Origin of the sequence: Streptomyces sp. B3I8 (assembly GCF_030816915.1) — a bacterium.
Classification (GTDB): domain Bacteria; phylum Actinomycetota; class Actinomycetes; order Streptomycetales; family Streptomycetaceae; genus Streptomyces.
In genome coordinates this window covers 577,572-590,853 of record NZ_JAUSYN010000002.1, presented here as the reverse complement: position 1 = coordinate 590,853, position 13,282 = coordinate 577,572, and the positions used below count along the sequence as shown (strand labels likewise).

Genomic DNA, 13,282 nt, shown 5'->3' with positions numbered 1-13,282 from the left:
GTGGTCAGGTGGCGGGGAAGGGGCGCCGGGGCAGGCGGCGCAGCTCGGCCGCCGAGCGCAGCATCGGGCCGACCGGGGCGTGCAGGCCGACGGCGAGATCCTCGTACAGGCCGGTGCCGCCGTCGAGGAAGCGCAGCAGCCGCGCGGCCGGCACCCGCTCGAACAGGCGGCTGAAGAACTCCGCGCCGTCCACCCGGCCGGTGTCCAGCGCCCGCAGCAGTACGGCGTCCATCGCCCGCGACCGGGCGGAGTGCGCCGGCGGCGGCAGCGGACGGCGGCCCGCGCGGACGGCGGCGGCGATCGCGCGGTTCTGCCGCTGCACGGCCGCGAACGTGTATCCCGTCGACGGGCGGGTGGCGCCGCCGGCGGCGCCGATGCGGAAGACGGACTCGCCGGCGGCGCGGGCGAAGGGCGCGTCGGTCATCGGGATGACCCCGGACTCCGTCGCCACCACCTCCAGCGGCCCGAGCCGCAGCACGTCCCCGGTGTACGCGCGCAACGCCGCCTCGTAGGCCTCCAGGGACAGCACGGCGCGGGAGAACTCGGTGTACTCCACCAGGGCCTCGTGCGGCCCGGTCGGCAGCACGTAGCCGAACGCCAGTCCGTGCGCCGGACGGGGGACGCGGAAGTCCATCAGCTCCACCACCCCGGGGTCGAACACGGGCCGGGCGGTCCGGACGAACCAGCCGCGGAAGTGCTGCAGCAGCGTGGTCCGGGCGGCCGGCAGGCTGCCCAGCGGCCGCGAGTCGAACACCCAGCGGGCACGGACGGCGAGGGGGGAGCCTCCCGCGTCGGTGCCGAGGACCTCCGCACCGCCGGGCACACCCCGCACGGTCTCCACCACCACCTCCCGGCGCCGGACCGCGGGCCGTTCGGCGAGCCGTCGGTCCGCGAACGCCTCGAACGCGTCCGACCGCAGCATCTTGTAGCGCAGCGGGGCGATCTCGCCGACGGTCGCCCTCCCTGCCGGACCGTGCACCCGCAGCCGCTGCCAGGCGGCGGTGACCGCGCTGTCGTACGGGCCCGGACCGCGCTCCCAGTAGCACCAGGTGCGCGGCGGGGGGCGCAGCGGGCCGGGGGGCGCGTCGAGCAGCGTCACGGAGGGGCGGGCCGGTGCGGCGGACGGGGCGGAGAGCAGGAGGGCGAGCGAGAGCCCGGCGGCTCCCGCCCCCACGATCACCACGTCCGCGTCGTCGCTCACCCGAGGTCTCCTTCGCCCGTCCGTCGCCGGTCCGTCGCCCGTTCGTCCTTCACACCGTCCGCCGTCAGGGATTCTGTCCGACCCCTCGCTTCGGATGCGGTCGGGCGACGGGCCGCGGTGACGGCAGGTGCGGCTACGGCACGTCGGGTGACGACCCGCGCGGTGACGACCCGCGCGGTGACGGCCCGCGCGGTGACGGCCCGCGCGGTGACGGCCCGAGCCGTCACGGCCGCCCGGCCGTCGTCGTCAGGCGTGGGACTCCTCCTCCCGCAGGCCGCGCCGCAGTTGGTGCAGGCCGCGCCGGGCGTGGCTCTTGACCGTGCCGAGCGGCCAGCCGGTGCGCTCGGCGATCTGGGTCTGTGTCAGGTCCTCGTAGAACGCCAGGCGCAGCACCCGCTGCTGCGCGGGCGGCAGCCCGGCGAGCGCGTGCCCGACCAGCACCCGGTCCAGGACCGCCTCGGACGGCTCGTCGGTGTGGGCGACGGCGGCGAGGGGCGCGGTGGTGAAGGCCACGGAGGTGAGCAGATCCAGCCGCCGGGTCCGGGCGGACAGGGCGTCGGCGATCTTCCGCCGGGCGATGCCGACGATCCACCCGGCCATCGCCCCGCGCTCGGGACGGTAACCGTGCCGCCCGCGCCACACACCGAGGAACACCTGCTGGGTGACGTCCTCCGCCTCCCGTACGTCGCCCAGCGAACGCGCGGCGAGCGAGTGCACCAGGGCCGACCAGCGGTGGTACACCGCCGCGAGGCACGCCTCGTCGCCCTCGGCGAGGCCGCGGGCGAGCTCCTCGTCGCCCGGGCTGTCCTGGACGGTGGCCGGGGGTGCGGTCATGGGTGTCGGCTCCTCGTGCGGCGGCGGTGCCCGGTTCGGGGTACCTGTCCCGATGCCCGCCATTGTGGGAGCCAGACATGATCGACTCGCGCCGATCGCCCGTTGTGTGCACGGTGAGTGTCGCGGCACGGGCCGCCGCGACCGGCTCCCGGGCGTCCCCTGGCCCACCCGCGCCCGGACTCCCCGCCGCCGGGGTTCGCGCGGCGTATCCGTGGCACCCGGAGCCACGGAACACGCGGTGCGTGCGGAAGACGCGCGGTGCGTACGGAAGCCGAAGGAGACGCCCATGTCCGCGACCCCGGAGACCACGGACGTCCTGGTGGTGGGAGCCGGCGTGGCCGGGCTGGCCTGCGCCCGGGACCTGGCGGCCGCCGGCCGCTCCGTCCGCGTCCTGGAAGCCTCCGACGACGTCGGCGGCCGGATGCGGACCGACCGCGTCGACGGCTTCGTCGTCGACCGCGGCTTCCACGTCTTCAACACGTCCTACCCGCAGGTCAGGCAACGGCTCCCGCTGCGCGACCTGCGGCTGTGCCCCTTCACCCCCGGCGTGCTCGTGCACACCGACCGCGGCAGGCTGCGCCTCACCGACCCCAGCCGGGACGGCCGCTCCGTGGCCGGCCTGCTGCGCGGACGGCTCGCCGGCCCGCGCGACCTGCTGGCGCTGGGCGTCCTGTCGGCCCGGGACATGCTCGGTCCGGCGGCGCTCATCGAACGCGCCGAGGACCGCACCACCCGTACCGCGCTGGCCTCGGCCGGGTTCTCCGAGGGTTTCGTGGAGCGGTTCTTCCGGCCGTTCCTCTCCGGGATCTTCCTGGAGGACCAGCTGGAGACCTCGTCCCGGTTCTTCCACCTGGTCTGGCGCAGCATGCTCCGCGGCACGCTGTGCCTGCCCGCCGGCGGCATCGGGGCCGTGCCCGACGCGCTCGTGAAGGCGCTGCCCGCCGGCAGCGTCCTGCTGGACACGGCCGTCGCCGGGCTCACCGACGACGGTGTGCGGACCGCCCACGGCGACCTGCTGCCCGCCCGGGCCGTGGTCGTCGCCACCGGCAAGGGGCCGGCCTCCGCGCTGCTGCCGGGGCTCGACGTGCCGGCCGGCCGGGTCGTGACGACGTACTACCACGTCGCCCCGCGCCCGCCGCTGGACGAGCCCACTCTGCTCACCGACACCCGCATGCGTTTCCTCAACACCTGTGTCGTCAGCCGGGTCGCGCCCACCTACGCGCCGCCCGGCCACGCCCTGATCGCCACCTCCGTCCTCGGCGAGGACCACTTCCAGGTGCGCAAGACGGTGACGTCGGCGCTGGAGGAGGTGTACGAGACGGACACCGCGGGCTGGGACCTGCTCACGGCCCGCACCGTCCGCGACGCGCTCCCCGCCATGCCGCCGCCCCAGCCGCTGAGCCGCACCTCCCGCGTGGCACCGGGCCGCTACGTGTGCGGCGACCACCGGGCCACCGGTTCGGTCCAGGGCGCGCTGGCCTCCGGCGCCCGCGCCGCCCGCGAGGTGCTGGAGGACCTGCGCGCCCTGCGTGGGCGGCGCTGAGACCGGTGCCGGGGGGAGGCGGGGGCCGCCGGGAACCCCGGAGTCCGGGCGGCGTACCCCGGGGCCCTGGCACGCTGCGCCGCGTTCAGGCCCGCGCCCGGCGGAACCGCTCCAGGCCCTCCGCGAGGTCGACCACCCGATCGGCGTAACCGCGGGCGGCCTCCCGGGCACGGCCCCGCAGCTTCCACGGCTCGTGCACCCCGGTACCCGGCACCTGAGCGAGTTCGGGCACCCAGCGGCGTACGTACCCGCCCTCCGGGTCGAACCGCTTCCCCTGCACCACCGGGTTGAGCACCCGGTTCGGACGGCTGTCCGTCCCCGTCCCGGCCACCCACTGCCAGTTCATCTGGTTGTTGGCGAGGTCGCCGTCGACCAGCAGATCGAGGAAGTGCCGGGCGCCCACCCGCCAGTCCACGTACAGCGTCTTGGCCAGGAAACTCGCGGTCAGCAGCCGGCCCCGGTTGTGCATCCAGCCCTCGTGCCGCAGCTGGCGCATCGCCGCGTCGACGACCGGATAGCCGGTGCGGCCCTCCCGCCACGCCTCCACCTCCTCACGGGCGGCCTCGACGGTGCGCCAACGGTCGTGCCGGGTGCGGTAGTCGGCGTGCGCGGCGGCGGGCCGGGCCGCCAGCACCTGCCGGTGGAAGTCCCGCCAGGCGAGCTGCCGTACGAAGGCCTCGGCACCTGGGCCGCCGAGGTTCCTCGCCCCGTGCACCACCTCGACCGGGGAGAGGGTGCCGAAGTGCAGATGCGGGGAGAGCCGGGAGGTCGCGTCGCCCGCGAGGTCGTCGTGCCGGTCCTCGTATTCCCCGACGTCCCCGACGTCCCCGACGCCCTCGACGTCCTCGACGCCCTCGCGCAGCCATGCGGCGAGCCGCGCCCGTCCCTCGCGTTCGCCGCCGGGCGCGAGCCCCGGCGACAGGCCGGACAGCTCCTGGCGGGCGGGCGGTTCCCGCGAGCCGATGCCGTCGGGGACCGGCACCGAGCGGGGAGCGTCGAGCACGGGCCGGACGCGCTGCTCGGACCAGCGCCGGAAGTAGGGGCTGAAGACGGCGAAGTGGTCCCGGCCGCCAGGCGTCACCGCGCCGGGCGCCAGCACCGTGGTGACCGCGTCGTGCACCAGCAGCCGTCGGCCCGCCGCCTCCAGCGCGGCGCGCAGCCGGTCCTCGCGCCGGCGCGCGTGGGCGCTCACGTCGGCCGCCATGTGCACCTCACCGGCGTCCACCTCGGCGGCCACCCGGCACACCTCCTCGACCAGGTCGCCCGAACGCACCACCAGCCGGCCGCCGCGCTCGCGCAGCCCGGCGTCGAGGTCCCGCAGGCAGTCGGCGAGGAACGCGAGCCGGTTGGGCACGGCGAACCCGGCGGCGTCCACCGCGCGGTCCCGCACGAACAGCGGCACCACGGCGGACGCCCCGTCGAGCGCGGCGCGCAGCGGCGGATGGTCGTGCAGCCGCAGATCGGCGGTGAACAGGACGACGGAGACGACGGAGGTGCGCATGCGGGACTCCGGAGGGAAGGGAGGGCGGGCGCGCGCCCCCGTCGGGGGACGGGCGCGCGCGTGGCGGGTCAACGGGTGCCGGGGCGACGGGACCGGGGCCGCCGGCCCGGTCCGGTGGGTGTGCCAGGTCCAGCAGGCGTGCCCGGTCCGCCCGATCCGCCCGGTGTGTCCGGCTCGGCGGGCCTACCCGGTCCGCCCGCGCTGCCCGCCCTGCCCGGCACGTTCGGCCCGTCGGGTGCGGTGCGGGCGGCCGCGCGGGCGATGTTGCGGGCCATGCCGCCGAACACCAGCGCGTGGAAGGGGGAGACGCCCCACCAGTACAGGTGGCCGAGCAGCCCGTGCGGATGGAACAGGGCGCGCTGACGGTAGCGGGTGCGGCCGTCGCCGTCCGCGTCGACGCGCATCTCCAGCCAGGCGAGCCCCGGCAGCCGCATCTCGGCGCGCAGCCGCAGCAACCGCCCCGGCTCGAGCTCCTCCACCCGCCAGAAGTCCAGCGAGTCGCCGACCCGCAGCCGGGCGGCATCCCGCCGGCCCCGGCGCAGCCCGACCCCGCCGACGAGGCGGTCCAGCAGGCCCCGCACGTTCCAGGCGAGCGGGAAGGAGTACCAGCCGTGCACCCCGCCGATGCCCTCCACCACCCGCCACAGCGCCTCGCGGGAGGCGGTCACGGTCCGTTCCCTGCGGTCGGTGTAGAGGCTGCCGCCCGCCCAGCCGGGGTCCGTGGGCAGCGGGTCACTGGGCGCGCCGGGGACCGATGCCGAGGACCAGCGGGTGGCGACCTCCGCCTGGTGGATCCGCCGCAGGGCCAGCCGGACCGCCTCGTCGAAGCCGAGCAGTGGGTCGTCGCCCGGCAGGTAACGCTCGATGTCGTGCTCCCGGCACACCACCTCGTGCCGCAGCGACTCGGTGAGCGGACGGGCGATGCCCGCCGGCACCGGGGTCACCAGTCCCACCCAGTGGCTGGACAGCCCCGGCGTCAGCAGCGGCACCGGCAGGATCAGCCGGCGCGGCAGCCCGGCGACGCGTGCGTAACGCAGCATCATCTCCCGGTACGTCAGCACCTCCGGGCCGCCGAGGTCGAAGGCGCGGCTGACGTCCGCCGGCAGCCGCCCGGCGGCGACGAGCGCCCGCAGCACGTCCCGCACCGCGACCGGCTGGATCCTGGTGTGCACCCAGCTCGGGGTGACCATCACCGGGAGCCGCTCGGTGAGGTACCGGAGCATCTCGAACGAGGCCGAGCCGGAGCCGATGATCACGGCGGCGCGCAGGGCGGCGGTGGGCACGCCCGAGTCCAGCAGGATCCGGCCCACCTCGGCCCGGGACCGCAGATGCGGCGACAACTCCCGCTCGGGCACCCCTGCGGGGGTGAGGCCGCCCAGATAGACCAGGCGCCGTACGCCCGCCGCGCGCGCCTGCTCGCCGAAGACACGGGCCGCCTCGCGGTCGGTGCGCTCGAAGCCGGGGCCGGTGTTGAGCGCGTGCACGAGGTAGTGGGCGACGTCGACGCCGTCCATGGCCGCGGCGACGGACGCGGCGTCGGTGACGTCGCCCTGTACCACCTCCGCCCGGGCCGCCCAGGGATGGTCGCGCAGTCTGCCGGGCGAGCGCGCCAACGCCCGCACCCGGAACCCGGCGCCGAGCAGCTCGGGCACCAGCCGCCCGCCGATGTATCCCGTGGCACCGGTGACCAGGCAGAGGGGGCCGGGCCCGTTCGCGTCCGCGCTCCCACCGTTCGCCGTGCTCATGCCCGCCGACTCCTTCCGTCTCGCCCGCGCCGTTCCGCGCCGTACCGGCGAGGGTGCCGTCCCACCGTCCGTCCCACCCGTCGCATCCTTCCGCCGCGCGGCGGCGGGCGAACGATGGGTTACGCCGATCCGGTGGCGGTGGCGGTGGCGGTGGCGGTGGCGGTGGCGGTGGCGGTGGCGCGGGCCGGGCCCGGCCCGCGCGACGGAGGTACCGGGTCGGCCGTCCGAGGCAGGCCGTGGGTCCGCCCGTCCGACCGAGGTCCCGGGGCGTCGGCCCACGTGGCGCGCGTCCGGCGGGTTCGTGTTCTGGTGGTCCTCGGTGTGGACCACAACATCTTCCTGATGTCCCGGGCCCGTGAGGAGACCCTCCGCTTCGGCGTGCGGCAGGGGGTGCTGCGGGCGCTGGTCGCGACCGAGGGGTGATCACTTCGGCCGGTGTGGTGCCGGCCGCGACGTTCGCCGCGCTCGGGGTGATTCCGCTCGCCTTCCTCGTCCAGGTGGCCTTCATCGTCGCCTTCGGCGTGCTGCTGGACACGCTCGCCGTGCGCTCCCTGCCGGTCCCCGCGGTCGTACGGGACGCGGGCCCCCGTGCCTGGTGGCCGGCCCGGTTCGGCGGACCGGCGTCCGGTGGATCGGCGTTCGGCGGATCGGCGAAACGTGACGGTCGTGCGCATCCGTGGCCTCCGCCCACGCGGAAACACTTCACAGAAGCACGAGCCCACCTCCGCCCCCAGCGGAAGGAACCGCGATGCACCTCCCAGGCCCGGACCGTCCGACGACCCGACCGTGCTCCCCGCCCGCGGGGGCGCGCCCGCCCCACCTGTCCGCCGGGGGCCTGTCCGCCGGGCACCCATTCACCGGGCACCCGTCCGCCCGGCGCCCGGCCCGCGGAGCCGGCCGATGATCGGCGCGGTGCGCACTGTGCGGGGGCGGACCGACCACGTGGTCGTCGTCGGCGCCGGGCTCGCCGGGCTGTCCGCCGCGCTCCACCTGCTCGGTGCCGGGCGCCGGGTGACGGTCGTGGAGCGGGGCGAGGGGCCCGGCGGCCGGGCCGGACGGCTGGAGCGCGGAGGATACCGGTTCGACACCGGGCCCACCGTGCTGACCATGCCGGACCTTGCCGAGGCCGCCTTCGCCGCCGTCGGCGAGTGCATGCGCGACCGGCTCGACCTGGTCCCGCTGCACCCCGCCTACCACGCCCGTTTCGCCGACGGCAGCGCGCTCGACGTGCACACCGACCCGGACGCGATGGAGGCCGAGGTGGAACGCTTCGCGGGACCCGGCGAAGCGGCGGGCTACCGGCGCCTGCGGCACTGGCTGGAGCGGCTCTACCACGCTCAGATGGGCCGCTTCATCGACGCCAACTTCGACTCCCCGATGCAACTCGTGCACCCCGACCTCGCCCGCCTGGCCGCCCTCGGCGGCTTCGGCCGGCTCGACGCACGCATCGGCGGCTTCCTGCGCGACGAACGGCTGCGCCGCGTCTTCTCCTTCCAGGCCCTGTACGCCGGCGTCCCGCCCGCCCGGGCGCTCGCCGCGTACGCCGTCATCGCCTACATGGACACCGTCGCCGGGGTCTACTTCCCGCGCGGCGGCATGCACGCCCTGCCCCGCGCCATGGCCGACTCCGCCGCCGATGCCGGTGCGGACCTGCGGTACGGACACACCGTCACCGCGCTGGAGCGGAAAGGGGACCGCGTCACCGCCGTCCGCACCGAGGACGACCGCATCCCCTGCGACGCCGTCGTCCTCACCCCCGACCTGCCCGTCACCTACCGCCTCCTCGGCCGCGCCCCCCGGCGCCCCGTCCGGCTGCGGCACGCACCCTCCGCCGTCGTCCTGCACACCGGGACCGACCGTACCTGGCCCGGACTCGGCCACCACACCCTCTCCTTCGGCCACGCCTGGGAGGGGACCTTCCGCCAGATCACCCGCACCGGAGAGCTGATGTCCGACCCCTCCCTGCTGATCACCCGGCCCACCGCCACCGATCCCGCGCTCGCCCCGCCCGGACGGCACGTCCACTACGTGCTCGCCCCCTGCCCCAACACCGACATCGGCCCCTCGGCCGCCGAGTGGACCGACCTCGCCCCGCGCTACCGCGACCGGCTCCTCACCGCACTCGAACGCCGGGGTCTGCCCGGTCTCGGCGCCGCCATCGAGGAGGAGTGCCTGGTCACCCCGGCCGACTGGGCGGCCGAGGGACACGCGGCCGGCACCCCCTTCTCCGCCGCCCACACCTTCGCCCAGACGGGACCCTTCCGGCCCCGCAACCTCGTCCGCGGCACCGGCAACGCCGTCCTCGCCGGCTGCGGCACCACCCCCGGCGTCGGCGTCCCGACGGTCCTCGTCTCCGGCCGCCTCGCCGCCGAGCGCATCACGGGCGCCGGGCGCGGCACGGGCCCCGCGCGCGGCGCCGACCGCCCCGCCGCCCGTCGGGGTCCGCGCCCCGCCGGACAGGGAACCGCTCCGTGACCCGGCGCGAGCTGGACGCGGCCGGTATCACCGACCCCGCGCTGCGCGCCGCCTACACCGCCTGCCGGGAGCTCAACGCCCGCCACGGCCGTACGTACTTCCTCGCCACCCGGCTGCTGCCGGCCGAACGCCGGCCCGCCGTGCACGCGCTGTACGGGTTCGCGCGCTGGGCCGACGACCTCGTCGACCTGCCCGACCCGGCCACCGGCACCGCGGGCAGCGCCGCCGCCCTCGACCGGCTCGAACAGCGCCTGGTGGCCGGGCTGCGCGACGGCGACAGCGAGGAGCCGGTGGTCCGCGCCCTCGCAGACACCGCCGACCGCTACGCCATCGACCACCGCCACTTCACCGACTTCATGGCGTCCATGCGTGCCGACCTGACCGTCACCGACTACCCCGCCTACGACGACCTGCGCGGCTACATGCACGGCTCGGCGGCCGTGATCGGACTGCAGATGGTGCCCGTCCTCGGCACCGTCGCCCCGCGCGCGGAGGCCGAACCGTACGCCGCCGCGCTCGGCCTCGCCTTCCAGCTCACCAACTTCCTGCGCGACGTCGGAGAGGATCTCGACCGGGGCCGGATCTACCTCCCCGCCGACCTGCTGGCCGCCCACGGCGTCGACCGCGCCCTGCTGCGCTGGAGCAGGGACACCGGCCGCCGCGACCACCGCATCACCGCCGCGCTGCGCGCCGCCGAGGACCTCACCCGGGGCGTCTACCGGCAGGCGGTCCCCGGACTCGCCCTGCTCGACCCCGTGGCGCGGCCCTGCATCAGGACCGCGTGCGTGCTCTACGGCGGCATCCTGGACGCCGTCGCGAGCGACGGCCACGCCGTGCTGCACCGCCGCGCCGTCGTCCCCCGGCGCCGCCGGCTCGCCGTGGCCGTCGACGGCCTGGCCCGCGTGACCGGCGCCCGGCTGCACGCCCGCCGCACCGCCACGGGGCCCGGCGGTCCCCGGTACACCCCCGTGGCCGTACCCCCCGCACCCGAGGTCAAGGAGAGGGAGACCGTATGACGTCCGCCCCGGGCGGCGGGAACCGCCCGCCCCGCACCGCCCGGCTGCCCCTGCGGCTGCGGCGCCACGCCCCGGCCTGGGCGGCCCAGCGGCCCACGTGGCGGGAGGCCAGACCCGCTGTGATCTCCGGCCTGTTGAAGCAGGCGCTGGCCCGCCCCACCGGTAACTGGTTCGTCGTCGGCGCCTCCCGGGACGTCCCCGCCGACCGCCCCCTCGCCCGTACCGTCGCCGGACACGAGGTGGTCCTGTGGCGCGACGCCGACGGCGTCCTCGTGGGCGGCCCCGGCATCTGCCCGCACCTCGGCGCACCCCTGCGCGAGGGCCCCGTCCGCTGCGGCACCCTGGTGTGCCGCTGGCACGGGCTGGCCCTGGACGGCACCGCCCGCGCGGGCTGGCAGCCGTACCCGGTCCACGACGACGGCGTGCTGGTCCGGGTTCGGCTGGACGAGGCCGGCGGCGAACCCCCGCTGCCCGCCCCGCTCGTGCCGCCCCGTCCCGACACCGCCGGCGCGCTGGCCGCCGTCCACGTCACCGCCGGGACCTGCGAGCCGGAGGACGTCGTCGCCAACCGGCTCGACCCCTGGCACGGTGCCTGGTTCCACCCCTACTCGTTCGTCGACCTCACCGTCGTCTCCGTGCCCGACGGCGGGAGCGAGGACCCGGACGAGGGGCTGGTCGTGGACGTGGCGTTCAAGGTGGCGGGGCGGCTCGTGGTGCCGGTCCGCGCCGAGTTCACCGCGCCCGGACCCCGCACCGTCGTCATGCGCATCACCGAGGGGGAGGGGCAGGGGTCCGTCGTCGAGACCCACGCCACCCCGCTCGGCACCGACGGCCGGGGCCGCCCGCGCACCGCCGTCGTCGAGGCCGTCCTCGCCGTCTCCGACCGGCGCGGGTTCGCCCTCGCCCGCAGCGCCGCCCCCGTCGTACGGCCGCTGATGCGCGCCGCGTCCGGCCGGCTGTGGCGCGACGACCTCGCCTACGCGGAACGCCGCTGGGAGCTGCGGGCCACCGGCCGCTTCCCGGGGTGAGCCACCCGCGTACCACCGGCGTCCGACAACGGAACGCCGTGCCCCGCACATGTCCAGGCGGAACCGGGGCAAGCGGAGGAACACGACGGTGGACGGCAGGCGACGGAAGTCGAATCGGAGGTGGCATCGACGATGAGCGCGAAGGTGCTGGAGTTGTTCCCCGCGGGGGCCCCGCGCGGATCGTGGCCGGCGGAGGAGTTCGCCGCGCAGCGCCGCGCCGAGGGCGAGGCGGCGACCGTGGTGATGGACCTCGAACAGGACGCGTTCCTCGTGGTGGTCCCCGCGACGGACGACGAGTAGCCGCCGGGGCGAACCCGGGCAGGGCGGGAGAGGGGCGTTCGTACCGCTGACGGACGCCCCTCCCGCATGGTGTCATGTACCTGATTCGACGACCCTTGCCGTGCACCGCCCCGCCGAAGGGCTCCGCCATGCGAACACCCCGCACTGCGGCAGTCGCCGCAGCGTCAGGCGCCGCCGCCCTGGCCGCGCTGCTCACCGCCCCCATGCCCGCCGCCGCCCTGCCCGACGGCACGGTCCCCGCCGACGGCACCTACTACGTCCAGAGCGCCGTCACCGGGCTCGCCGCCGCCGACGCCTCCGGCACCGTCGAACAGCACAACCCCCGGGGCGACGAGGACCACCAGCAGTGGATCCTGCGTGCCGACGGCCCGACGTACCGCCTCGAAAGCACCGGCGCCGCGGGCAGTTGCCTCGGCCGGGCCGGCGACGCGGCGAGGACCGTCCCCTGTACGAGCGCCGACGCCGCCTGGGAGATCACCCCGCTCGGCGACGACCGCCAGACCCTCCGGGTCCCCGGCACCGAGCGGTACCTCACCGTCGCCGCCAAGCCCTCCGGCGCCTCCTACCCCGCCCCGCTCGCGGTCGGCGGCCCCGGCGACCTGGCCGCCTGGTACCTCACTCCGGTCACCTCGCCGACCCGCCCCATGCCGCCCGCCGATCAGCGCACCCTGGACCAGGTCACCTTCCTCACCGCGCACAACGCCTACGCCAACGGCGTCGACGGCGGCTTCGCCCCGCCCTTCGTCAACTTCCTGCCCAACCAGTCCCGCGGCATCGACCAGCAACTCGCCGACGGCGTACGCGGGTTCATGCTCGACCTGCACCAGACCCCGGACGGCGCCATCCTCTGCCACGACAGTTGCACCCTGGTCAGCCGGCCGGTCGCCCTCTGGGTGGACCTGCAGCGCATGGTCGACTTCCTCGCCGCCCACCCCGACCAGTTCGTCACCGTCTTCCTGGAGGACTACGTCGACGCCGGCGTCCTGCGCGCCGAACTCGACCGTGTCCGGGGCCTGTCCGACGTCCTCTACCGGCCCGACCGGACCGGTGTACGGCAGAACGGCTGGCCCCGCATGGCCGACCTGATCGCGGACAATCACCGGCTGCTGCTCCTCACCGACCACAGCCGCGCCGCCGACGAGTCCACCGGGCTCACCCGGGACAGCTTCGGCGTGATGTACCAGCGCGAGTGGACCGTGGAGAACTACTGGTCCATGGGGTCCGGCGTCGGTTCCTCGGACTGGTCCTGCTACAGCCGGTGGTACGACGCGGGCACCACCCTCCCGCTCACCCGCACCGAGCCCGGCTTCCGCCCGCTGTTCGTCATGAACCACTTCCGGGACGCCACGATCACCTCCACCGCCCGCACCGACAACACCAAACTCGCCGACCGCGCCCAGCGGTTCTGCCAGCCCGCCGCCCGGAAGAAGCCCACCTTCCTCGCCGTGGACCGCTACGACCTCGGCGACCCGGCGGCCGCGGTGAACACCCTGAACACCTACGTGTATCCGTGACACGCGGGTGTGGGTGTCGGCCGGGGGCCGTCCCGACGGTGTCCGGCCGCGTGCCGTCCCGCGCCCCTGATGGGGGCGCCCCGGCTGTCCGGCGAAGAGCGTTCGGCACCTACGGGACACCGAGA

The 13,282-nt window shown here is 76.1% G+C and carries 10 protein-coding genes and 1 pseudogene; 7 read left to right on the top strand and 4 right to left on the bottom strand.

Annotated features, from left to right (window positions below; translation table 11 throughout):
* Positions 1 to 4 precede the first annotated feature (4 nt).
* Both QFZ64_RS04870 and QFZ64_RS04865 read right to left on the bottom strand, forming a co-directional pair.
* A complete protein-coding gene (locus QFZ64_RS04870; RefSeq protein ID WP_307062681.1) occupies positions 5 to 1,201 on the bottom strand; it encodes a lycopene cyclase family protein in 1,197 nt (398 codons plus the stop codon).
* Positions 1,202 to 1,447: 246 nt separating this feature from the next.
* Complete coding sequence (locus QFZ64_RS04865) at positions 1,448 to 2,035, bottom strand: sigma-70 family RNA polymerase sigma factor (RefSeq protein WP_307062678.1); 588 nt, start codon at positions 2,033 to 2,035, stop codon at positions 1,448 to 1,450.
* A gap of 286 nt (positions 2,036 to 2,321) precedes the next feature.
* On the opposite strand from QFZ64_RS04865, the gene QFZ64_RS04860 reads away from it, so the two are divergent.
* Complete coding sequence (locus QFZ64_RS04860; protein ID WP_307062676.1) at positions 2,322 to 3,578, top strand: NAD(P)/FAD-dependent oxidoreductase; 1,257 nt, start codon at positions 2,322 to 2,324, stop codon at positions 3,576 to 3,578.
* 85 nt (positions 3,579 to 3,663) lie between these two features.
* Here QFZ64_RS04860 and QFZ64_RS04855 read toward each other — a convergent pair whose 3' ends face one another.
* Positions 3,664 to 5,079 carry a deoxyribodipyrimidine photo-lyase gene (locus QFZ64_RS04855; protein WP_307062674.1) on the bottom strand — a complete coding sequence of 472 codons (1,416 nt, stop codon included), beginning with the start codon at positions 5,077 to 5,079 and terminating at the stop codon, positions 3,664 to 3,666.
* 68 nt (positions 5,080 to 5,147) lie between these two features.
* Complete coding sequence (locus QFZ64_RS04850; RefSeq protein WP_307062673.1) at positions 5,148 to 6,824, bottom strand: SDR family oxidoreductase; 1,677 nt, start codon at positions 6,822 to 6,824, stop codon at positions 5,148 to 5,150.
* Positions 6,825 to 7,130: 306 nt separating this feature from the next.
* On the opposite strand from QFZ64_RS04850, the pseudogene QFZ64_RS04845 reads away from it, so the two are divergent.
* From QFZ64_RS04845 to QFZ64_RS04820, 6 genes and pseudogenes are all read left to right on the top strand, one after another.
* Positions 7,131 to 7,456: pseudogene (locus tag QFZ64_RS04845) on the top strand (MMPL family transporter); the annotation flags it as partial.
* 268 nt (positions 7,457 to 7,724) lie between these two features.
* The gene (gene crtI, locus QFZ64_RS04840) at positions 7,725 to 9,299 is read left to right on the top strand and encodes a phytoene desaturase family protein (RefSeq protein WP_373430550.1); all 1,575 of its coding nucleotides are present in this window, start codon (positions 7,725 to 7,727) and stop codon (positions 9,297 to 9,299) included.
* A complete protein-coding gene (locus tag QFZ64_RS04835) occupies positions 9,296 to 10,315 on the top strand; it encodes a phytoene/squalene synthase family protein (RefSeq protein WP_307071576.1) in 1,020 nt (339 codons plus the stop codon). Before crtI ends, QFZ64_RS04835 begins: the two co-directional genes overlap by 4 nt.
* Positions 10,312 to 11,343 carry a DUF5914 domain-containing protein gene (locus QFZ64_RS04830; RefSeq protein WP_307062669.1) on the top strand — a complete coding sequence of 344 codons (1,032 nt, stop codon included), beginning with the start codon at positions 10,312 to 10,314 and terminating at the stop codon, positions 11,341 to 11,343. The genes QFZ64_RS04835 and QFZ64_RS04830 overlap by 4 nt, the downstream gene beginning before the upstream one ends.
* A gap of 132 nt (positions 11,344 to 11,475) precedes the next feature.
* Entirely contained in the window at positions 11,476 to 11,643 is a 168-nt protein-coding gene (locus QFZ64_RS04825) for a hypothetical protein (protein WP_307062667.1), read from the top strand.
* A 128-nt stretch (positions 11,644 to 11,771) separates the two neighbouring features.
* On the top strand, positions 11,772 to 13,157 hold the full coding sequence (locus tag QFZ64_RS04820; protein WP_307062665.1) for a phospholipase: 1,386 nt from the start codon (positions 11,772 to 11,774) through the stop codon (positions 13,155 to 13,157).
* Positions 13,158 to 13,282: the final 125 nt, after the last annotated feature.

What these genes read in the sequence shown, in the direction of transcription:
- QFZ64_RS04820 (WP_307062665.1), top strand. Translation starts at nt 11,772, where the DNA reads ATGCGAACACCCCGCACTGCGGCAGTCGCCGCAGCGTCAGGCGCCGCC.
- QFZ64_RS04850 (WP_307062673.1), bottom strand. Translation starts at nt 6,824, where the DNA reads ATGAGCACGGCGAACGGTGGGAGCGCGGACGCGAACGGGCCCGGCCCC.
- QFZ64_RS04865 (WP_307062678.1), bottom strand. Translation starts at nt 2,035, where the DNA reads ATGACCGCACCCCCGGCCACCGTCCAGGACAGCCCGGGCGACGAGGAG.
- QFZ64_RS04855 (WP_307062674.1), bottom strand. Translation starts at nt 5,079, where the DNA reads ATGCGCACCTCCGTCGTCTCCGTCGTCCTGTTCACCGCCGATCTGCGG.
- QFZ64_RS04860 (WP_307062676.1), top strand. Translation starts at nt 2,322, where the DNA reads ATGTCCGCGACCCCGGAGACCACGGACGTCCTGGTGGTGGGAGCCGGC.
- QFZ64_RS04825 (WP_307062667.1), top strand. Translation starts at nt 11,476, where the DNA reads ATGAGCGCGAAGGTGCTGGAGTTGTTCCCCGCGGGGGCCCCGCGCGGA.
- crtI (WP_373430550.1), top strand. Translation starts at nt 7,725, where the DNA reads ATGATCGGCGCGGTGCGCACTGTGCGGGGGCGGACCGACCACGTGGTC.
- QFZ64_RS04830 (WP_307062669.1), top strand. Translation starts at nt 10,312, where the DNA reads ATGACGTCCGCCCCGGGCGGCGGGAACCGCCCGCCCCGCACCGCCCGG.